This is a genomic window from Fictibacillus sp. NRS-1165, from assembly GCF_050468105.1.
Classification (GTDB): Bacteria; Bacillota; Bacilli; order Bacillales; family Fictibacillaceae; genus Fictibacillus_C; species Fictibacillus_C terrinigri.
The window spans coordinates 56,935-75,358 of sequence record NZ_JBDPNU010000029.1; the positions used below are offsets into that span (position 1 = coordinate 56,935).

The window sequence follows — 18,424 nt, forward strand, 5'->3', positions numbered from 1 at the left end:
GCGCTCAGACAGACGTCTGCAGCGCTTCTTTTTCGTTTGAAATGAATTGTTTGATGTCTCTCGCTAAATCTAACGGCTTTTCCTCCATGATGAGGTGTCCGGCATCTTTATAAACGATGAGCTTCGAATTTTTTAAATCACTGTGAAGCCGTTTACCGGTAGTTAATGGGATGACTTTATCATCGTTGCCGTGAATGAGAAGAATGGGATGAACGATAGTATTCAGTTCAAAAGGCTTTAAGTCTCCTTCTCGGTGGCGGAGGAGACGAATCAAGCTGTCAAAGAATCCTTTCTCTAAAAATTGTGCTCTATAATCCTTGATTAAATCGTCCGTAACAAGGTCGATATTATGGAGGACCCCGCTTAGATTATAGCGAAGATCCTTTTTCAGCACCCATCTTTTTAATCCCCAAGAGAAAAAGGGGAGATAGGAGCAGCAGATCATGGTGGTTTTCGCCCGTTTAACATACCCGCAGCAGCCGAGGAGTACAATCTTCTTGATCCATTTTCCATCTTGCATCGAGGCATGGAGTGCGACCTGGCCGCCCATGGAATGACCAATAAGTACGACATCTTTCCATCCCATCTCTTTGATGAACGAGAGCACGAGCTTTCCGTAGCTTTCCAGTGAGTATTTAAAGGTTTTTGATTTTTCGCTTTTACCAAACCCCGGCAAATCAATGGCCACCACGCGATAATCTTCTGTTAAATGGGGAATCAGCTGCCGAAAACTGATGGTGGAAGAAAGAAACCCATGAATTAAAATGAGGACTTGGGCATCAGAATTCTTATGCTGAAAATCTTCATAGTAAAGTTCGACTTCGCCTATTCTTTTCCGATATGCCGGAGTAAGCAGCGGCTGTGTTTTCATTTCCATTGCATTCCTCCATCATCCTTGCGTCACCATTATTTTGTCCAATCTTTTTCCTTTTACAAAAGAAATAATTTCCTTGAACATGCACAAAATCCGCGCTTGCCGCTATTCCTTTTTACCTTGGTCCAACATATTTTATTAGTGTGTAGGACGCAACAGATGAAGGAGGTTTGTAATATATGGCATATCCTTATGGTGGTGGCTTTCCGTACTATGGCTATGGCTACGGCTATGGCGTAGGCGGCGGTGGCGGCGGTGGATATGGTTACGGCTGGATTTGGGCTGTCTTGATTATCATATTTATACTTCTCCTTATCTTTGGAGGTTTATGGTGGTTCTTTAGATAAGGAAGTGAAGGGCTTGAAGATCTAACTTCAGGCTCTTTCCATGAATAATGCGGATAAAAAAGGGGATAATGTATCAAAAAATGGAGCGAAAAACGGATGCATAGTAAACACACCGTATTATATATATGTGAAGAATACTTAAGCGGGAATTGCTATTATTATAAAACTGAGCTGATCACCCATGATTCCTGGAGAAACCCGGAGTCTATTTCGTGGTCCCGTCCCCGCCCCATTTCAAAAGCGACTTTCATGAAACAAAAAAAAGCCGGTTTCAGGACTGAGCACCGAAAAATTAATAAATTTCCTGCCAGGGTCATCTCCTTACATAAGAACAGGACGAACCGGGCGGCTTCTGAATGATTTGTATTGCTGTACAAGGTCTCTGTGTTTAGGAGGCTTTTTTTATTTTCTGCGATGCAAGAAAAGACAAAAAAGACAGGCATGTGGTGGCATGCCTGTCAAAAGAAAAAGGGGGAATATTGAATGCTGCCTTATCATTATGGACAGCTCCCCAAAAGTTAAACCATAAAAGAAGGAAAAAAGGGAATACAGAGAATGTGTAGATTATGGTGCCTGGATTACGGTGCCTGGCACCCCTTTTTGACATGTTTGTAATCGTGGTGCCAGGTACCGATAACAGAAAGGAGATGTGCCAAGGATGACAGAATATCGGATAGCGAAGGATACGCTAGGAGAAGTGAAGGTGCCCAAGGAGGCATACTATGGGGCCCAGACCCAGCGGGCGGTGGAGAATTTCCCGATCAGCGGGCAAGCATTGCCTTTTGCTTTTGTTAGGGCACAGGCGATCATCAAAGCGAGCGCAGCTGCAGCCAACCGGGACTGCGGAGAGCTCGATGAAAAACGAGCCAATGCCATTGTTCAAGCAGCAGAGGAAATTATGGAAGGCAAACTGAAAGATCAGTTTGTCGTTGATGCTTATCAGGCTGGAGCAGGAACATCACAGAATATGAACGCCAATGAGGTAATCGCCAGCCGTGCTTCTGAGCTTCTCGGCGGTTCAAAAGGAGATTGGAGCAAGGTCCATCCGAACGATCATGTAAACATGGCCCAGTCTACCAATGATACGATCCATGTTGCCATCAATATCGCAGCAGCACAGGAACTGTATGAGAAGCTTTATCCGGCGCTCGAGGAAACGATAATTGCGCTGAGGAATAAGCAGGCGGAATTTCACCATATCATCAAATCAGGAAGAACCCACTTGCAGGATGCTGTTCCGATGCGGCTCGGACACTCATTTGGGGGATATGCGGAAAGCCTGCAAAAAGTATATGAGGCCTTCAAACAGAGTGAGCCTTTCCTCTTTGAGATCGGACTTGGGGGAAATGCAGTAGGCACGGGAATCAACGCCCACCCTGAATATGCGGACCGCGCGATCAAGGAGGTTGCCGACAGAACCGGCCTGCCGTTCAGAAACCCGACGGACCGCTTCCGATTCATGCAGAATAACGGGGCGGCCATCCAGATCAGCAGCCATCTAAAAGAGCTAGCGATCCATCTGATTAAAATTTCCTCTGACCTGCGTCTCCTTAGCTCAGGACCACGGACAGGAATAGCAGAGCTTATCCTGCCTGCTGTTCAGCCGGGTTCATCCATCATGCCTGGAAAAGTAAATCCCGTGATTCTTGAAAACATGTATATGATCTGTGCCCAGGTCATCGGCAATGATACATGCATTACTACAGCCGGGATTGGCAGCCAGCTTGAGATTAATGTCATGATGCCGGTCATCGGCTTCAACCTTCTTCATTCGATCACCATTCTGTCTTCGGGGATGACGGTCTTTGCCGAACGCTGTCTCAGCGGCCTTGAAGCGAATGAAGGCCGTATTAACGAATTGATGGAACAAAGCCTGGCGATAGCTACCGCATTAAATCCAAGAATAGGATATGAAAAAGCGGCAGAAGTAGCAAAGGAAAGCTATCAATCGGGCAAAACAGTAAAAGAAGTAGCTGTAGAAAAAGGATATGTGACCGAAGAACAAGCAGAAGCTTTGTTAAATCCGGAGAAATTAGTCTGATTTTTTGTAAAAAAAGTTTCCATTTCATGCAAATATGGGTATGGGAATGATGCAAATGTCATTCTTATGCCCTATTTGCGCGGAAACAGGCATGGGCAGGAGGTTTTATCCTGTTTCATTCGTTTTATTTTATTTCCTGTATGTGTTATACTTAATAGGTTAAAAAATAGTTAGGAGTGTTTTCATGAATTTTGAAGTTGGTAGCATCGTTGAAGGTAAAGTAACAGGAATTAAACCGTTTGGTGCTTTCGTCGCTTTAAACGACGAAGTTCAGGGATTAGTTCATATCTCTGAGGTTTCTCATAGCTTTGTTAAAGATATTAACGACGTATTAAAAGTGGGGGATGTTGTTCAGGTTAAAATCCTTTCTGTTGACGAGGATTCTAAGAAGATCTCTTTGTCCATCCGTCAAACTCAGGAAGCTCCGGCACAAGCTCCTAAAAAGGAGCGCCGTCCTGCACCGAAGAAGCAAGCGGCTCAAGATTCTTCCAAAGGCTTTAACACACTTGAAGCTAAACTTAAAGAGTGGTTGAAAGAGTCTACAGACCGTCAAGCTCAACTGAACAAACGCCTTAAGAAGTAATAAAAAAGGTTCTTCCCTTAGAGGAAGAACCTTTTTTATATTTCAACGTACATATTACACGCGGTTGGTTTCAATGCTGTCTTCTCGTTCAACTTCATGTGACGGTTTGAAAAGGAGAGTCAGGCAGTATAAGCCGGATAATCCAACCAGCCCGTAAACAATGCGGGAAAGAGCTGCATCTTGTCCGCCGAAGACCGCCGCCACCAAGTCGAATTGGAAGAAACCGATAAGACCCCAGTTAATGGCACCAATGATAACTAATGCTAATGCCGTGCGCTGTAATCCATTCATGGCATTACCTCCCTTAGGGATTAAATAGATAGCAGTAATAGGATGACATCTTTCTGTTAGGATTATACATTTCCACCTTCCACTTAAACATAAACGTCGTTCCCTATGAAATTTAATGTTTGTTCAAATGTTTGTTTAAGTTTTGCGAAGCTATCAGTGCTTTAAGCCGATTTCTTTACTTTTAATTTCCATCTGATAGATAATACTAACGAAGTATTGGAAATGAAGGAGGAAAAAATAAATGAATTCATTTACGTACTATAATCCGACAAGATTAGTTTTCGGTAAAGGGCAGCTTAGCCAGTTATCTTCTGAAATGGAACCCTACGGGAAAAAAGTACTGCTTGTTTATGGGGGCGGAAGCATTAAACGGAGCGGACTTTACGATCAAGTAACCGGCGAGCTAAAAAAAATGGGTGCTGAAGTTCATGAATTATCCGGTGTAGAACCAAATCCCAGATTGACTACGGTTAAAAAAGGGATTGAGATCTGCAAAGAGAACAATGTTGAATTCATCCTTGCAGTGGGCGGAGGAAGTGTTATTGACTGCACTAAGGCGATCGCAGCAGGAGCCAAATACGATGGGGACGTTTGGGATTTTGTAACCAAAAAAGCCACTCCTAAAGATGCGATTCCGTTCGGTACGGTTCTTACCCTGGCCGCTACAGGCTCTGAGATGAACGCTGGTTCTGTTATCACAAACTGGGAAACGAATGAAAAATATGGATGGGGAAGCCCGCTGGTGTTCCCTAAGTTCTCTATTCTTGACCCAGTGAATACATTTACAGTGCCAAAAGACCATACGGTCTACGGAATGGTGGATATGATGTCTCACGTTCTTGAAACGTACCTTAACCATACAGAGAATGCACACCTTCAAGACCGTTTTGCTGAATCCATCCTTAAAACGGTTATGGAAGCAGCTCCTAAATTAGTAGATGATCTTGAAAATTATGATTTGCGTGAAACGATTCTTTATAACGGGACAATGGCACTGAACGGAATGATTGCTATGGGGGTAAAAGGTGACTGGGCGACTCATAATCTTGAGCATGCAGTCTCGGCCGTTTATGACATTCCTCATGCCGGCGGATTAGCGATCCTGTTCCCGAACCTGCTTCGCCACGTGCTTGATCAAGGACCTGAACGCTTGAAGCAATTAGCTGTCCGTGTGTTTAACGTAGATCCACAAGGCAGATCAGACCGTGAAGTTGCGCTCGAAGGAATTGACAAGCTTTCTGCATTCTGGACTTCTATCGGTGCACCTCATCGGCTTGCAGACTATGACATCGACGATTCAAAGCTTGATCTCATTGCAGACAAAGCCATGGCAAATGGTGAATTCGGTAATTTTAAAAAGTTGAATAAAAAGGATGTACTCGAAATTCTTCGTATGTCTCTATAAGGAAAAAGAGGGGAGTTCCCTCTCTTTTTTTATTCAGAGGATTCGCATTTTTTCTAAATATTACGACTACTTGGAGTAAACGTTTTCAAGCGGCCGTTTTCTTGATTAACATTTTTTATTTGGTTAAAGTAAAAGAAACCAGAACAAAAAACGGAGGCGTTTAAACATGGCCAATAAACTGCATTTTGATTACAGCAAGGCTTTGCCTTTCTTAGGTGAGCATGAAGTATCTAATTTATCTGCATTAGTAAAAGCAGCACACGAGCAAATCCATGATAAAACTGGTGCTGGAAGCGACTTTTTAGGATGGGTCGATCTTCCGACAGCCTATGATAAGGAAGAATTTGCGCGTATACAAAAAAGTGCCGAAAAAATCAAAAGTGATTCTGATGTGCTGATCGTGATTGGTATCGGCGGATCTTACTTAGGAGCCCGTGCGGCAATTGAAATGCTCAATCACTCGTTCTACAATCTGCTTTCTAAAGAAGAACGCAAAACCCCGCAGGTTATCTTTGCAGGGCAAAACATCTCTTCTACGTATGTTAAAGACTTGTTTCATGTATTAGAGGGCAAAGATGTTTCCGTAAACGTGATCTCTAAATCTGGAACAACGACTGAACCTGCCATTGCGTTTCGTATTTTCCGCAAGTTCCTTGAAGAGAAGTATGGCAAAGAAGAAGCACGAAAACGTATCTATGCCACAACTGACCGTGCAAAAGGTGCATTAAAAACACTGGCAGATGAAGAAGGCTACGAAAGCTTTGTGATTCCTGATGATGTAGGCGGACGCTATTCCGTGCTAACAGCGGTAGGGCTTCTTCCGATCGCAGTCAGCGGTGTAAACATCGAAGAAATGATGAGCGGAGCGGCAGATGCGAGCAAGGATTATTCCAATCCGAACCTTGCCGAAAATGAAGCTTACCAATATGCAGCTGCTCGTAACGCGCTTTACAATAAAGGTAAAACGATCGAATTGATGGTGAACTATGAACCGAACCTTCATTATGTTTCCGAATGGTGGAAACAGCTGTATGGTGAAAGTGAAGGGAAAGACAACAAAGGCATCTATCCAGCATCTGTTGACTTTTCAACGGATCTGCACTCCATGGGCCAATATGTGCAGGAGGGACGCCGTGATTTGTTTGAAACTGTCCTGAATGTCGAGAAGGCACGTGAAGAAATGACGATCGAGGAAGACGATCAAAACCTGGATAAGCTGAACTTCCTTGCAGGACAAACCATGGACTTTGTGAACAAGAAAGCGTTCCAGGGGACATTGCTTGCGCATACGGATGGCGGCGTGCCGAACTTGATCGTGAACATTCCGGAAATGACACCGTATCATTTCGGATATCTGGTGTATTTCTTTGAAAAGGCTTGTGCCATCAGCGGCTATCTTCTTGGAGTAAATCCATTCGATCAGCCAGGGGTTGAAGCCTATAAGAAAAACATGTTTGCGCTTCTCGGTAAACCTGGTTTTGAAAAAGAAAAGGAAGAACTTGAAAAACGTCTTTAAATCATAAAGCTCCTAGCCCACAGGGCAGGGGCTTTATTTTTTATGCTTTTGGGGGATGATAAAAGGTAAACCGTTACCAATAAAGGAGATAAGAATGATTCCGTTACAAAGCAAGCTGGAGAATGAAGTGTTTGCGTTTAATGAACTGGAGGATAAGCTTAAGCAGATTGGTTATACAATCGGAGGCAACTGGGATTATGACCACGGCTACTTTGATTACAAACTGGATGATGAAGTCGGCTATACATTCGTCAGAGTGCCGTTTACGGCGTATGAAAAGGAAATCGGTGACGATGGAGCGATGGTGACCTTGGGAGAACCGTTCCTCCTCGCTCACAAATATCAGATCGGTCTCGATGACAATGTCAGTGCAGGAAACCTGTCAGGAAGCTTAAACCAGTTCTCAGAGCCTCAGAATCCGGATGCATCAATCGATGAGAAATGGATCGGCATCGGCAAAAAACTGATTGAAAAAACAGAGTCCCAATTGTTAGCTGACTAAAGGGTAAGGAACCGTTCCTTACCCTTTTCTCATCGATTGGAAACTAATTTGAGCCATGCAGTTACTGGCAAGATTTGTTGTATTTATCAATTCATCGGCACCGGCTCTCATGCTGTTGTTATGCTGTTCCGGTGTCAATATTTCAGCCATCACATGAACGGAAGGATTAAGCCCTTTAACTGTAATAATGGATAGGATGGTGTGCATATCCGCTTCAGCTTCTTTCATATTTTGGTCAGCTGTCAAAAGAACAGCCTTTGCCTCTTTAATGTTAGCCTTCTCCCACGTCTCGTCCTTAGCGGGGCTGCCTTTTATAAAAAATACCCCTTGATTGGACAATGGATTTTCATTCAGTGACGAATCAATGATCATGATGGTGAATGAGTCCTGTTCTTGTGATAGAGTACTGATGGTCTGCTTTGCCCGTTCATTCCATCCGACAATACATAGATGTCCTGTTCCGTTAAACATGAGTTTCCCTTCTTTATATTTATTTTGGCTTTTAATAACAGCTGACGCCGCATGAACGGTAAAAAAAGCGATAAAAGATCCTCCCAAAAAAACAAGAAGGATGGCGATAAACCGGCCGCTAAAGGATCTGGGAACAAAATCCCCAAAACCAACGGTTGCCGCTGTCATGACCGCCCAATAGATTCCTACAAATACGGTTGGAAAGTTTTTCGGCTCTAAAAAATGAATGAGGACACCGAAAAGAATCATCAGGGATCCGATGATGCTGAATAAGCGAATCAGCATAGGGAGCCGCAGGTATGAAAAAAAGAATTCTTCAAATTTCATAGAGCACATCCTACAAACATGATAGTACAAGTATGTCCCAGAAAAAATTGAGCAAAACATCGAAATCTGCAAACGAGTAAAGCCCTCAGAAGAGTTTCTGAAGGGCTTTTGAGATTACTTGCCAGACTTGCTAGATTTACCTGATTTATTGTTCTTGTTTTTGTCCTTGTTCTTGTCGTTATTCTTGTCCTTGTCCTTGTTCTTGTTCTTGTCGTTATCCTTGTTGTTATCTTTGTTGTTGTCCTTATTGTTATTGTTGTTATTGTTGTTATTATTGTTATTATTGTTGTTGTTGTTATAGCTTAAGCTTAGGCTTTTAATATGACGCGGAAGAATACGGTGAATGACATTGTCGCCATACACACAGACATAGCCGCCGACGTAATCTGTCAGCATACCTTCAACACAATCCGGACCGCCGCGGTTGATTTTAACTTTTTTATATTTGAGGCGTTCAAATAAATCTTTAAAGCCATACTCTCTAAAGTATTCAGGATCTTGCTCGGCTTGGTTTTGAGAGCCGCTCTCATCTTGTTGCTCCCACCATTGTTTTCCGCTGCTTTTTCCAGATGTTTGGCCTGAAGATTTACCAGAGGATTTGCCAGAAGACTTTCCAGAAGACTTTCCGCTCTCTGAGCCGGATTCAGAATCATTTTCACCGTCTCCGTCATCATCTGATTGCTGGTTCTGCTGAACCACACTTATGCTTTTTATATGCTTGGTATTAAAATAGACGACACCGTCGTTGTCACTAGATAGGACCACATAATCGTAAGTGCTGTCGAGCAGTTTCCCTTTTCCACATTCAGGGCCCCCGCGGTTGATCTGGATGTATTCGCCAATCATGTTATCCATAATCGCGGAAAAGCAGGAAGGTGTGAAGTACTCCCAAGTTTGGTTTTGGTTTGAGTTTTGGTTTGAGTATTCATTGCCGTTTTGCTGTTGATTGTTGTCATTTTGGACGGCTTCCCCAAAGCTCTTTAAGTGATGGGTCGCATAGTAAACGCACCCTTCATTATTATCTGCACCTACAACAACATAGTTATAGCCCATGTGAAGCAACTTTCCTGACTTGGCTTCCGGTCCCCCTTTGTTCACATAGATGTTTTTGCCAACCAATGATTCCATATCAAAGTCAGACATTCATGTTCTCCTTTCAGAACTGTAGATTGATTTTTGTTGTTACATAGTAAAAATATATGTAAACAAGCACCTATCGGCGATGGTACAAGTGCCTCTTTCTATGAAAAAACAGCTATTGCCTACCATCGACATAAAAAACAGATAGAGCAATTGCCCTATCTGTTTTTTTTAATGGCAGGAATCGGAGCTGGAACTGCGTTTTTGTTTTACAATCACTTTGTTCGCTTTAATCACGATCTTTCGATTCCTTCTGTGTGATCGATGACTGCTGCTACTGCTGCTGCTGCTGCTGCTTCTGCGGCCAGATCTCTTACCAGATCTTCTACTTGAACTTGAGCTCGAGCTTGAGCTTGAACGTTTGCTTGAATGTTTGTGTTTACTTGAGCTTGAGCTGGAACGTTTTGAATGTTTCTTTTTATGTGTGCTTGAGCTGGAACTTGAGCTGGAACGTTTCTTTGAATGTTTGCTTGAACATTCGCTGGAGCTTTCAGATGGATCATTATGCCATACGCTGCCCATGAATAGACCTCCCGTACTTTATTTAGGTGAAAAGAATTCTCTTGTAACCTCTTTTCAAAAATATTGTACGTAAGTTTTTGCGTTATGCTTGGACATCCGTTTAGATTAAATGCCACTTTTACAAAATTGGGTTGTAGCGGTGCCGCTCTTTTTGTCATAGAGATAAAGTAAAACGGGAAAGAGGCTGATGGAATGCAGTATAAGGAGATACCGAAATATTACCTTAAAGTTCCCATTAAAGGAGCAAAGACCATTGAAAAAGGAAAGTGGGCGAAGCAGCCTGTTAAGGGGAAGATCAAAACAGGCGGGACAACGTGGAGCACCAAAGTAAAGTTCAGGGGTGCGCATATCTTGTCCTTTCCTAAAAAATCCTACGATCTTGAGTTTTCAAAAAAACAAGATTTTAATGGGGCAGTAAAAATTCATTTGAACGCAGAGTATGTAGATCCATCCCTGATGAGAAATAAGCTTTCCCTTGATTTCTTTCGTGAGATCGGTGTGCTATCTCCTGAGGCCGATTATATCGTCCTCTATATCAACAACCTTTATCAAGGTATATATCTAGCGCTGGAGTCGGTGGATAAAAGATTTTTAAGAAAGAGAGGGCTGCCTGAGGGCAGTATCTATTATGCCATTTCAGAAAATGCCAACTTCTCCAAGTATAACCCCACAACGAAAAGGAAAAAGCGTTCAATAACTGCAGGTTATGAAATAAAATATGATCAGGACCACTCCTTCAATAATCTGCGGAAACTTATGAAGTGTATTCTTACCGCCTCAGAAAACGATTTTCCCCTCAAAATAGAAAAACTTCTGGACGTGGAGCAATATTTTAAGTGGCTCGCAGGTGCCGTATGTACACAAAATTTTGATGGATTTATCCATAATTATGCTTTATATAAAAACGGTGATTCTGGCCGCTTTGAGATTCTGCCATGGGATTATGATGCAACCTGGGGAAGGGATATCCACGGGGATATCATGGGAAACAGGTACGTCCCAATTGAAGGCTATAACTCACTGACGGCACGGCTTTTACTTCATCGTCCATTCAAGCGCCAATATAAGCAAATCATGGAAGAAGTGCTGGAAGACGCGTTTACATGCAGGGCTTTAGAGCAGAAAATCTTTCAACTGCATAAAAATTTGCGGCCTTACCTCGTGAAAGATCCTTATAAGCATCGGTCACTTTCTCTTTTTGATGATGAGCCCGATTTTATTTTAGATTTTATAAAGAGCAGAAATCGCTATTTAAAGGAACGGCTAACACGCCTTCAATAAAAAAATCCTGCTGAACAAAATGTTCAGGCAGGATTTTCTTTTAAGCGGCGGTCGTGATCAACACAGGGCTTTCAGTTTCAAAGGATTTTCCTCTTGCAACTTCTTCAGTATGCTCTACCGTGTCATCAGCGGAATGATATTCTTTACTTACACTTGAATCCGCCTGTTCTTTTGCCGCCTTCTCTGTCATATTCGTCTCGGAAGCCGGGACTGTTTCATCCTGAGCCACTGGTGTTTCATTTGCTGCAAGCGGTTCTTCATGCGGTGAATCAACGGATGGAGCAAATCTGTCCTCTGAATCAGGTAACGGTGTTTCATCCGATGAAGACAGTTCGTCTGGACCTGCAGTCCTGATTTTTTCTGTTGAAGGAGAAGTTTCAGGAACCTCCGCTTCAGGGGAGGATGTATCTTCAGACGATGTAGTTGGTTTTCTTTGACTTTCTTCCTGTCCTGATTCTTTAGACGGCGATTCGTCAGATGTTTTGGTTACTGTGGAATCAGCACTTCCATTTGCAGGAACAGTTGAAGCAGAACGATCCGTTTTTGTATCAGTGCCCCCATGTTTTGCTGAGTCCGTATTCTGGTTTTCCTCTTTATTGCATTTTTCTTCTGGTTTTGTTTCTTCTTTTTCTTTCACCGGAACAGCAGCAGCAGGCTTTTTAATTTCTTCTTTTGCTGGAGGAGGAGCAGGTTCGCCGCTCTCTTTCTCTGTTGCTGCTGGTATTATTGCATCCGGCTTAGAGCTTGAAACCGGGGCAGGCACAGGTTCAGCCGGTTTGGCAGTCTCGTTTGCTGATGCTGGAGATGGCGCTGCTCTTTCTGGCACTGAAACGGAACTCGAAGGCTGAGCAGAAGGTGTTGTGGCCTGTCCGTCTCCATTTGATTTTACTTCATCTGCTGGTGCTTTTACATTTCCTGCATAAGGGGGAGGCGTGCTGCTTGATGCAGGTGAAGTTTTTTGGTCTGAACTTCCAGAAGGAGCACCAGGCTCGTTTACGACCGGTATCGGCTCTGCAGCTTTTACGATGGCTGGATCAGCGACAATTGTCAAAGAGTCATCGTTGACCGTTTTTGGAATGGCAGTTGTTTGTCCTGCAGCAGGTTCAATATGAACATAAACGGCAACGCGGTGATATTCATTCGATTGTGCCGTTGAGAGAAGGTCGCTAATCGATCCCACTACTTCTGACAGTTCCTGAATGCTTTTTAGTTTAATATCGGCCTTTGTAATATGGATGCCTGCCTCTTTTGCAGCCATGAAAATCGCGTATTTTCCGGGTGAAACGCCAATTTTTTTCGCTTGTTTACGCTCTTGATATGACATAATTAATGAGGTCATATCAATTTGATTTTCCTGTGCTTTCTTTTCCATCAAAGAATTAATTTTTTGCTCGATCTTTCGCTGTATTTTTTTTGAAACATCTTTGTTAATGGTGGTTGTAACGATGACTTCCTGATTCGGTTTAATAAATCCTTTTGCTCTGCAGATCTCAAATATCTTTTCTGTAACTTTCTCGATCGGCTGATTCTTCCAATCTTCGAGTATCGCCACAATTTTTTTTCCATCAGCATTATAAGCATTAATATTCTGTACGAGCATGTCATCATCGATTTCGAGCTCAATGCTTGGGTTCATTTCAATCCCTACATAGGCATAGACACCTTGTCCTGTATAAGGAGCAAATTGGAAAAGTAACAAGATCAGGGCCATCACAAACACTGTCGCTGTTTTCCATCTAATGGCGGGGAGCAGGAACGCCCGTTGTTTTTCCGATTCGTTCGGCAAGTATATATCACTGCCAACACTATATTGTCTGTTTGAAACTTTAACTTTGCGAAAAATGCCGCCCTCTGACAGAACGATTAAATGGCGGCGTTTAACTTCTACCACAATTCCCTTAGTCATCGAAAGGGGCCTCCTATTCTGGCAAATAGCCTTTAAGATTATGATAGTCTTCAATCACGATAAGAGCTGTAGCGATAATATAGGGGGCATATCGAGTGATGCTCTTCTTTTGAAACTTTTTTAAAAGCTGGGAGGTGGGCAGACTTCTTTTGTTAAGAAAAAATGATCGTAGTTCAATGTCGTTTGCTATGTATGATGCGATGATGAAGGCTTCTTTTCTAGTATTCGTTGTCGGGGGTGTCCACCTAGGCATCTGACAGATATCAATGCCAAATTGCAAAAGCCTGCTGTTATAATGTTCAACTTCTTTGTCAGGTGAAATGGATTTTGGCTCCAGACGAGCTGCTGCTGAGGAACGGGAATCAATGGGGTTCCTATCGTTTGGCGATATATATGCATTTGAAATGAATTTCTTTCTTTTAAGCCATCTGATCATTAAACACCCTCCATTTCTCCGTTTCCTGTCTATAAACATATATTTAGAAAATATTAACTATCAGATTATAGTATGGAAGTAAAGAAAAAAACAGGTGCAATAGTCATGCTTTATTCATTTGTGAGGGGGGATAAAGTCTAGTAAATGTGCTTGGTTGAAAGTCTTGTAATTGAAAAAGTTATGGGAAAATAGGAAATGGAAAAATATAGATCAGGACCTTAGTGGCATGGCTTTTTCAGTGTAACGTGCTACCCTTTAGTTAATGAATTGAATTTTCTGAAAACGGAGGAGAAGCAATGTTAAGAAGATGGAAACAGCCGGCAGCCATTTTATTAGGGATAAATCTTGCTTTAACTGCAGGAACGCCTGCGATGGCTAAGGCGCAAAGCGAAAAGCAGGATCATGAACAGCGAGGTGACTGGAATCATCCGGGCTCCTCTTCACCGGTCATTCATAATGGTACCCCGAGAAGTGCAGGGCTCCACCCGGAATCACTGAGCAGCATCGACACAACGATGAACAAAGCGATGGGAACAAAGATGATCCCTGGCGGTGTTGTATTAATTGCCAGGAAAGGTTCAATTGCGAAATGGGAGGCTTACGGTTATGCCGCCCGTTATACGGATAATCAATTCACAGAAATGGAGCATCCGGTTCCGATTACAAAAAATACCATTTTTGACCTGGCATCCATCAGTAAAATCTTTACGGCAACAGCGGCAATGAAGCTGTATGAACAAGGTAAATTTAAACTGGATGACCGAGTGGCTGACTACATTCCTGAGTTTAAGGAAAACGGAAAGGAAAGCGTGACGATCCGCCAGCTTCTTACACATACTTCCGGCTTTGAGCCGTTCATTCCCTTATATAAGATGGGAAGCAACAGAGAGGAACGTCTCCATATTGCGCTGACTCACCCATTAAAGAATGCACCCGGAACAACCTATACATATAGTGACCTGAATATGATTACACTGGGTGTTCTTGTCGAAAGGCTTTCAGGAAAAAGTCTGGATCAATACGTTAAAGAAGTAATTACGGGTCCGCTGAAGATGCGAGACACGATGTACAATCCGCCGGCCTACCTAAAACCCCGTATTGCAGCTACAGAATATGAACCATATATTAACCGGGGCATCGTATGGGGAGAGGTACATGATGAGAATGCCTGGTCGCTTGATGGTGTTGCCGGCCATGCAGGCGTCTTTTCCTCCGCACACGATCTGGCGGTGTTTGCTCATATGATGCTTCAAAACGGAAAGTATGGACATAAGAGGATTCTAAAGCCATCTACTGTCGAACTCCTTCAAGAAAATCAGCTTCCGCAGTTTCCTTCCAACTCCCATGGGCTGGGGTGGGAGCTGGATCAAGGCTGGTACATGGATGCTCTATCGGATACGGCGACTCTAGGCCATACGGGCTTTACCGGTACGACGATGGTTGTCAGCCAAAAAAACAAGATGATCGTTCTAACTCTGACCAACCGCGTTCATCCAACGCGCAATACTCCGTCATTAAATCCTGTACGCCGGGAAGTGGCGCGTTCTGCTGCTGACTCGATTCCTGTTCCATTGAAACGAAATGAAAAAGCACGGTTTGCTGGCTACGGCGACTCGATTACCTGTCCTGTTGTTTTTGAACTAAGTGAACCTGCTGAAAGCATCAGCTTCCACACCTGGTATGAGATTGAAAAGAACAGTGATAACGGAACCGTTGAAGCATCTTCAGACGGCAAGACATGGCAAAAGACGGATATGGCGTTTACAGGAAAAAGTGATGGTTGGAAGCAGCAGACGGCATTTCTTCCGGAAAATTCTAAATTTGTCCGTTTTGTTTATAAAACAGATGCTTCTGTCAACGGCCGCGGCTGGTATGTAAAAGATGTGAAGGCAATGAACTCATCCGGAAAGAAAATTCAAAGCACCATAACAGAAAATCAATGGTCGGAACGAAACTATTAATAGAAATTAACCAGAACCGCCCTTTTGGCGGTTCTTTTATTTTGGAATCGGTTTGCAGGAAAGGGAAAAAGATGCAAATAGAGGCGGTTTACTGGCTGATCTTCGTGTGGCAGGTGCAAACCATCTTAATTTGGTTGATCTTTCAATGGTTTTATGATAAATAGGAACAAATTTATGGTTCAGGAAGCTCATCCTTGAGGTTTTTCTTTTAAAAATTGTCTTTTCAATTCCTGATTAGGTAATTAGGAGGTAATTGAGGTGGTTTTGGGGCTAATCTTCACTGTGCGGGTGCGTTACTCACGGGTTTGGGGCATTTACTCGCGGTTCGACACGCTTTACTCACCAAACGCATCAATTTCAACAAGGAACAAACCTCTTTACTCCTCACCGTATCAGCATATTGCCCCTCTAGTTACGTTGACGTTAACGTAACCATAAATGTATACTTTATAATAGGGAGTGATCAGGGTGAACTGGATAAAGATTGATGAAGCAGCAAAGATGACGGGGATAACAAAAAGGGCCATCCGTTACTATGAGGAGATCGGCCTCATACAGCCTCCAGAGCGAAGCGACGGACAAGTCCGTCTATACACCGAAGAGGACATTGAACAGTTGAAGCGAGTTGTGGATGCGAAGGAAGTGCTCGGCTTTTCTTTACAGGAACTTCAGCATTTTCTTAGCATTAAAGGACGTGTGCTGGAGCATAAAGTGCAATATGAAACGTCAAGGGACAAGACCTTCAAGCAATCTGAACTTGAAGAAATTGCGGTAGGGCTTAAAGAACAGCGAAATATGCTTGAGGACAAAATGGAAAAGATGAAGTCCTTTCAGAATGAATTGAAAGACCTCATCCAAAAAGTCGAAAGCTTGTTAAAGGTTTAAGGGCTAGGTGCCAGGCACCGCAATTACACACTTGTGTAATCGTGGTGCCTGGCACCTGTTTTTGTATGTTTTCACCTTTGAAAGATTGGTCATACTGTGGGTACTTTAGAAAAAGAGAGGAACCGCGCATGGAAGTCTTTCCAGTTATTCATACCAATTTTTGGGACGGAGTGCTCGCTGTTCCCATCGTTCTGATCCTGACGCAGCTCGTTAAGCTTTTCACCCCTCTGCCCAGGGCATTAATACCGACAGCAGCTCTGGTGATCGGTCTTGTGCTATCCATTTTTTATAGTCACCGGCAGGATTTAATCGCTGGGATCGTTATGGGCTTTTTTTACGGCTATGCAGCCATTGGAAGTTATGCAGCTTCCAGAAATTCTTGGTGTGCGTTTAAAGCAAAACAGCGTAAAAAAGAACATTTTCGATAACCTTGAAGTTCAGTTGCTGGGCAGGACCATGGAATCTCTTGTATGATACAGAAAAATACTATTATAAGGGTGGGATTGGAATGAAAATTGCAGCGATCATAGGCAGCTCCAGGATCGATGGAAATACCCAGCAGCTGACGGAAATTGCACTTGAGGGTATCGAATATACTCCAATTATTTTAAAAGATAAAAAGATAACGCCCATTGATGACTTAAGGCACGCGGACGGGGGCTTTCAGCCTGTAGCGGATGATTATGACGAAGTGATTGATAAGGTGCTTGAACATGATATTTTGATTTTTTCCACCCCGGTTTATTGGTACGGCATGTCTGGGCTTATGAAAAACTTTGTAGATCGCTGGTCACAGAGCCTTCGGGACAGCCGTTTTGAATTTAAAAAGAAAATGAGCCAAAAGAAGGTCTATGTTGTTACATGCGGTGGAGATCAGCCGAAGATTAAGGCATTGCCGTTAATTCAGCAATTTCAGCATATTTTCGATTTTATGGGTATGTCCTTTGCAGATTATATGATTGGAACAGCTAATGCACCACATGATATTGAAACAGATCAACAGGCGGTTGGAGACGCAAGGCGCTGGAATCAAGCCTTCTCTTCTCTTCAATAAAAGCAGATGTAAGCAAAAGTGAAGATTTGCATCACTTTTGCTTATTTTTTTTTTGGTTTTGCATAAAATATTGCAACAATACTTAGAAATACTTATAATTACTTAGCGAGGGGTGAAAAAGAGATGTATCAGGATGAACGGATGGAAGCCATCGTTAACTATATAAAACAGCATGACCGTGTGGATATGGAAACGATATGCAGAATGAATAAGGTTTCCAGAGATACGGCAAGGAGAGATTTGGTAAAACTTGAGGAAGAAGGAAAAATTGTCCGAACAAGGGGCGGTGCGAAGTTTCCAATTCTTTATCATGAAGTATTTAACTACGATCAGCGCCTGAAAAAAGATTCTGAGGCAAAAAAACAAATCGGGAAATTTGCCGCTGGCCTTATCCAGGATGGAGACCACCTTCTCCTGGATGTATCCACCACAGTGCAATATTTGGCTGAGAATATAAATACTGATCGTAATGTAGTCGTAACAAACTCTATTGATATCGCAGGAATCCTGTCCCGTAAAGGTAACGTGTCGATCCACATGCTTGGGGGGGTGCTGAACAATGAACACCGGTCCATTTATGGAGCAAGAACGATTCAGCATCTATCTGATATGAGGGTCAACAAACTCTTTCTTGGAGCATGCGGCATCTCCTCAAACGGGCTGACCATTCCTTTTGAGGAAGAAGGTTTTTTATTGAAGGAAATGATCAAGCGTTCTGATCAAGTCATCGTACTGGCTGATTCTACGAAATTCAACCGCAGTTATTTTCAGAAGGTGTGCGGGCTGGAGGACATTGACATTTTAGTGACGGACCAGGAAATCGACCGCCATTTAACGGCATTATTTGAACAATCTGATGTAGAAACAATAATTCTGTAAGGA

Annotated in this window: 19 protein-coding genes; 12 read left to right on the forward strand and 7 right to left on the reverse strand. The window is 42.9% G+C overall.

Annotated features, from left to right (window positions below):
* Window positions 1-4: 4 nt before the first annotated feature.
* Complete coding sequence (locus ABHN01_RS14565) at window positions 5-877, reverse strand: alpha/beta fold hydrolase (RefSeq protein ID WP_429876138.1); 873 nt, start codon at window positions 875-877, stop codon at window positions 5-7.
* A gap of 176 nt (window positions 878-1,053) precedes the next feature.
* On the opposite strand from ABHN01_RS14565, the gene ABHN01_RS14570 reads away from it, so the two are divergent.
* The 3 genes from ABHN01_RS14570 (at window position 1,054) to yugI (ending at window position 3,845) form a co-directional block, all read left to right on the forward strand.
* Window positions 1,054-1,221, forward strand: coding sequence for a sporulation protein YjcZ (locus tag ABHN01_RS14570; protein ID WP_290398520.1), 168 nt, complete (start codon window positions 1,054-1,056; stop codon window positions 1,219-1,221).
* Between the two features lie 658 nt (window positions 1,222-1,879).
* The gene (locus tag ABHN01_RS14575; protein WP_429876139.1) at window positions 1,880-3,262 is read left to right on the forward strand and encodes a class II fumarate hydratase; all 1,383 of its coding nucleotides are present in this window, start codon (window positions 1,880-1,882) and stop codon (window positions 3,260-3,262) included.
* Window positions 3,263-3,446: 184 nt separating this feature from the next.
* Window positions 3,447-3,845 carry a S1 domain-containing post-transcriptional regulator GSP13 gene (gene yugI, locus ABHN01_RS14580; RefSeq protein WP_053357353.1) on the forward strand — a complete coding sequence of 133 codons (399 nt, stop codon included), beginning with the start codon at window positions 3,447-3,449 and terminating at the stop codon, window positions 3,843-3,845.
* A 54-nt stretch (window positions 3,846-3,899) separates the two neighbouring features.
* Here the strand turns inward: yugI and ABHN01_RS14585 are convergent, their stop codons facing one another.
* On the reverse strand, window positions 3,900-4,136 hold the full coding sequence (locus ABHN01_RS14585) for a DUF378 domain-containing protein (protein ID WP_290398522.1): 237 nt from the start codon (window positions 4,134-4,136) through the stop codon (window positions 3,900-3,902).
* A 241-nt stretch (window positions 4,137-4,377) separates the two neighbouring features.
* Between ABHN01_RS14585 and ABHN01_RS14590 the strand changes: the two genes are divergently transcribed.
* The 3 genes from ABHN01_RS14590 to ABHN01_RS14600 all read left to right on the forward strand — a co-directional run bounded on the left by ABHN01_RS14590 (window position 4,378) and on the right by ABHN01_RS14600 (window position 7,559).
* Entirely contained in the window at window positions 4,378-5,541 is a 1,164-nt protein-coding gene (locus ABHN01_RS14590) for an iron-containing alcohol dehydrogenase (RefSeq protein WP_429876140.1), read from the forward strand.
* A gap of 166 nt (window positions 5,542-5,707) precedes the next feature.
* A complete protein-coding gene (locus ABHN01_RS14595; RefSeq protein WP_429876141.1) occupies window positions 5,708-7,057 on the forward strand; it encodes a glucose-6-phosphate isomerase in 1,350 nt (449 codons plus the stop codon).
* A gap of 94 nt (window positions 7,058-7,151) precedes the next feature.
* Complete coding sequence (locus ABHN01_RS14600) at window positions 7,152-7,559, forward strand: YugN-like family protein (protein WP_429876142.1); 408 nt, start codon at window positions 7,152-7,154, stop codon at window positions 7,557-7,559.
* Window positions 7,560-7,577: 18 nt separating this feature from the next.
* Here the strand turns inward: ABHN01_RS14600 and ABHN01_RS14605 are convergent, their stop codons facing one another.
* From ABHN01_RS14605 to ABHN01_RS14615, 3 genes are all read right to left on the reverse strand, one after another.
* Window positions 7,578-8,357, reverse strand: a complete 780-nt coding sequence (locus tag ABHN01_RS14605; protein WP_429876143.1) for a potassium channel family protein — start codon at window positions 8,355-8,357, stop codon at window positions 7,578-7,580.
* 114 nt (window positions 8,358-8,471) lie between these two features.
* Window positions 8,472-9,500, reverse strand: a complete 1,029-nt coding sequence (locus tag ABHN01_RS14610; RefSeq protein WP_429876144.1) for a hypothetical protein — start codon at window positions 9,498-9,500, stop codon at window positions 8,472-8,474.
* A 230-nt stretch (window positions 9,501-9,730) separates the two neighbouring features.
* Window positions 9,731-10,000, reverse strand: coding sequence for a hypothetical protein (locus ABHN01_RS14615; RefSeq protein ID WP_429876145.1), 270 nt, complete (start codon window positions 9,998-10,000; stop codon window positions 9,731-9,733).
* A gap of 211 nt (window positions 10,001-10,211) precedes the next feature.
* Here ABHN01_RS14615 and ABHN01_RS14620 point away from each other — a divergent pair, with 211 nt between their 5' ends.
* The gene (locus ABHN01_RS14620; RefSeq protein WP_429876146.1) at window positions 10,212-11,300 is read left to right on the forward strand and encodes a CotH kinase family protein; all 1,089 of its coding nucleotides are present in this window, start codon (window positions 10,212-10,214) and stop codon (window positions 11,298-11,300) included.
* Window positions 11,301-11,340: 40 nt separating this feature from the next.
* Here the strand turns inward: ABHN01_RS14620 and ABHN01_RS14625 are convergent, their stop codons facing one another.
* Both ABHN01_RS14625 and ABHN01_RS14630 read right to left on the reverse strand, forming a co-directional pair.
* Window positions 11,341-13,206, reverse strand: a complete 1,866-nt coding sequence (locus tag ABHN01_RS14625) for an anti-sigma-I factor RsgI family protein (protein ID WP_429876147.1) — start codon at window positions 13,204-13,206, stop codon at window positions 11,341-11,343.
* Between the two features lie 13 nt (window positions 13,207-13,219).
* Entirely contained in the window at window positions 13,220-13,642 is a 423-nt protein-coding gene (locus ABHN01_RS14630; RefSeq protein ID WP_429876148.1) for a hypothetical protein, read from the reverse strand.
* Window positions 13,643-13,938: 296 nt separating this feature from the next.
* On the opposite strand from ABHN01_RS14630, the gene ABHN01_RS14635 reads away from it, so the two are divergent.
* From ABHN01_RS14635 to ABHN01_RS14655, 5 genes are all read left to right on the forward strand, one after another.
* Window positions 13,939-15,603, forward strand: a complete 1,665-nt coding sequence (locus tag ABHN01_RS14635; RefSeq protein ID WP_429876149.1) for a serine hydrolase — start codon at window positions 13,939-13,941, stop codon at window positions 15,601-15,603.
* Between the two features lie 468 nt (window positions 15,604-16,071).
* Complete coding sequence (locus tag ABHN01_RS14640; RefSeq protein WP_429876150.1) at window positions 16,072-16,488, forward strand: MerR family transcriptional regulator; 417 nt, start codon at window positions 16,072-16,074, stop codon at window positions 16,486-16,488.
* A gap of 128 nt (window positions 16,489-16,616) precedes the next feature.
* Window positions 16,617-16,916 carry a hypothetical protein gene (locus ABHN01_RS14645; protein WP_429876151.1) on the forward strand — a complete coding sequence of 100 codons (300 nt, stop codon included), beginning with the start codon at window positions 16,617-16,619 and terminating at the stop codon, window positions 16,914-16,916.
* 86 nt (window positions 16,917-17,002) lie between these two features.
* Window positions 17,003-17,542, forward strand: a complete 540-nt coding sequence (locus ABHN01_RS14650) for a flavodoxin family protein (RefSeq protein ID WP_429876185.1) — start codon at window positions 17,003-17,005, stop codon at window positions 17,540-17,542.
* 123 nt (window positions 17,543-17,665) lie between these two features.
* Complete coding sequence (locus ABHN01_RS14655; RefSeq protein WP_429876152.1) at window positions 17,666-18,421, forward strand: DeoR/GlpR family DNA-binding transcription regulator; 756 nt, start codon at window positions 17,666-17,668, stop codon at window positions 18,419-18,421.
* The last annotated feature ends 3 nt before the right edge of the window (window positions 18,422-18,424 follow it).